The 2,411-nt window shown below is 68.6% G+C and carries 3 protein-coding genes; all 3 read right to left on the reverse strand.

Annotated elements, in window-relative coordinates; all coding sequences use genetic code 11:
* Positions 1-49: 49 nt before the first annotated feature.
* The 3 genes from ACFW2E_RS45335 to lipA all read right to left on the reverse strand — a co-directional run bounded on the left by ACFW2E_RS45335 (position 50) and on the right by lipA (position 2,256).
* Positions 50-751, reverse strand: a complete 702-nt coding sequence (locus ACFW2E_RS45335; RefSeq protein ID WP_384477601.1) for a DUF4191 domain-containing protein — start codon at positions 749-751, stop codon at positions 50-52.
* A 60-nt stretch (positions 752-811) separates the two neighbouring features.
* Positions 812-1,009 (reverse strand): hypothetical protein, encoded by a 198-nt coding sequence (locus ACFW2E_RS45340; RefSeq protein ID WP_384477607.1) that lies wholly within the window; start codon positions 1,007-1,009, stop codon positions 812-814.
* A 281-nt stretch (positions 1,010-1,290) separates the two neighbouring features.
* On the reverse strand, positions 1,291-2,256 hold the full coding sequence (gene lipA, locus ACFW2E_RS45345) for a lipoyl synthase (RefSeq protein ID WP_384477604.1): 966 nt from the start codon (positions 2,254-2,256) through the stop codon (positions 1,291-1,293).
* Positions 2,257-2,411 lie beyond the last annotated feature (155 nt).

The following is a 2,411-nucleotide window of genomic DNA, read 5'->3' on the forward strand; positions in this document are numbered from 1 at the left end:
GGGCACCCGGAGTGATCCGGGTGCCCCCTCCGTCGTCGTACGAGGGGAGTCAGCGGGTCTTCGGGCCGCCCCTGGGCATCCGCATGCCCTTCGGCATCGGACCCTTCGGCAGCGGCATGTTGCTCATCAGGTCGCCCATGGCGCGCAGCCGGTCGTTGGTGGTGGTGACCTGCGGGCCGGTGAGCACGCGCGGGAACTTCAGCATGGTCGTGCGCAGCTTCTTCAGCTCGACCTGGCCCTCGCCCGTGCCGACGATCACATCGTGCACCGGCACGTCCGCGACGATGCGGTTCATCTTCTTCTTCTCGGCGGCGAGCAGGCTCTTCACCCGGTTCGGGTTGCCCTCGGCCACGAGCACGATGCCGGCCTTGCCGACCGCGCGGTGCACCACGTCCTGGCTGCGGTTCATCGCCACCGCGGGGGTCGTCGTCCAGCCCCGGCCGATGTTGTCGAGCACGGCCGCGGCGGCACCCGGCTGGCCCTCCATCTGACCGAAGGCGGCCCGCTCGGCCCGGCGCCCGAACACGATCGCCGCCGCGAGGAACGCGAGCAGCAGGCCCAGGATGCCCAGGTAGATGGGGTGGCCGATCAAGAAGCCGATCGCGAGGAAGACACCGAAGGTGCCGATGCCGACAGCCGCGAGTACAAGACCGATCGCTTTGTCGGCCTTGCGGGTCATCTTGTACGTAAGGGCGATCTGCTTCAGTCGCCCGGGGTTCGCAGCATCCGCTGCGGTTTCCTTCCTCGCCATGCCACGAAGTCTACGTGGCCCCGGGAGTGCCCACGACGGCAGTGCCCGCAGAGGAGGGAGTCAGGAGCGGGTGGCCGCCTGCTCCAGGACACGCTGCGCCTCGAACCTGTCCTTGGCGCGACGGCGGTCCTCCAGGACGGAGGTCCAGGCGTTGCGGCGGGCGGTGCGCTGGCCGCCGCTCATGAGCAGGGACTCGACGGCGCGGAGTGCGTCGGTGAAGGACGGGATGGCGTTGGCGCGAACGGGCGCGGCCTGCATGGTGGAGGTCTCCCTCGGCGGCTTCGGGTACGGGTGTACGAACTGTGATACCAGGGTCACTGATTGGTGTTACCAGGGTGTGACTGACCGGTCAAACGCCAATGAAGCCTTGATGGGGCGGGGGTGGAATGCATGCGCGGCCCTGACGGGCGTCCCATCTGCGAGGACTGTCAGGGCCGCGTCTTCTCGGTCATTACTGACCGGTAGCATCTAGTGCGCGAATTCACACGCTTGCACCGCACACGTTCGGCGCAAGGCTGACGATGCGTCAGGCGGTGGTCTCAGACGGCCTGGGTGGCGATGAAGGAGCCACGCTTCTCGATGGCCATCTGGTAGAGGCGGCCGGCGCGGTACGAGGACCGGACCAGCGGGCCGGACATCACACCGGAGAAGCCGATCCGCTCGGCCTCCTCCTTCAGCTCCACGAACTCCTGTGGCTTCACCCAGCGCTCCACGGGGTGGTGGCGCACGGACGGGCGCAGGTACTGCGTGATGGTGATCAGCTCGCAGCCGGCGTCGTGCAGCTGCCGCAGTGCCTCGCTGACCTCCTCGCGGGTCTCGCCCATGCCGAGGATCAGGTTCGACTTGGTGACCAGGCCGTAGTCGCGCGCGGCCGTGATGACCTGGAGCGAGCGCTCGTAGCGGAAGCCGGGGCGGATCCGCTTGAAGATCCGGGGCACCGTCTCGACGTTGTGCGCGAAGACTTCGGGCCGGGAGGCGAAGACCTCCTCCAGCAGCTCGGGGACCGCGTTGAAGTCGGGGGCCAGGAGCTCGACCTTGGTGCGGCCGGCCTCGCGCTCGGCCGTCTGCCGGTGGATCTGGCGCACGGTCTCGGCGTACAGCCAGGCGCCGCCGTCCTCCAGGTCGTCGCGGGCGACGCCGGTGATCGTGGCGTAGTTCAGGTCCATGGTGACCACGGACTCGCCGACACGGCGGGGCTCGTCGCGGTCGAGGGCCTCGGGCTTGCCGGTGTCGATCTGGCAGAAGTCGCACCGCCGGGTGCACTGGTCGCCGCCGATGAGGAAGGTCGCCTCGCGGTCCTCCCAGCACTCGTAGATGTTCGGGCAGCCGGCTTCCTGGCACACCGTGTGCAGGCCCTCGCTCTTCACGAGGTTCTGCATCTTCGTGTACTCGGGACCCATTTTCGCCCGGGTCTTGATCCACTCGGGCTTGCGCTCGATGGGGGTCTGGCTGTTGCGGACCTCCAGGCGCAGCATCTTGCGTCCGTCGGGTGCGACTGCGGACACGACCGGCTCCCTAGCGATTGATTCTTCGGCGTGCCCCAGGGTACGCCCGTTGATTTGTTGGTCGGCGTTGGTGCTGGCCCTGCTGGGGGCCGCCGCCCCCGGGCCCCCGCTTTCGGCCTGGACGGCCTCGTCCCGAAACGCCGGACGGGCTGCTT

This window comes from Streptomyces sp. NPDC058964 (genome assembly GCF_042741275.1).
GTDB lineage: Bacteria > Actinomycetota > Actinomycetes > Streptomycetales > Streptomycetaceae > Streptomyces.

Coding starts and splice junctions, on each gene's coding strand:
- ACFW2E_RS45335 (WP_384477601.1), bottom strand. CDS start 751: ATGGCGAGGAAGGAAACCGCAGCGGATGCTGCGAACCCCGGGCGACTG.
- ACFW2E_RS45340 (WP_384477607.1), bottom strand. CDS start 1,009: ATGCAGGCCGCGCCCGTTCGCGCCAACGCCATCCCGTCCTTCACCGAC.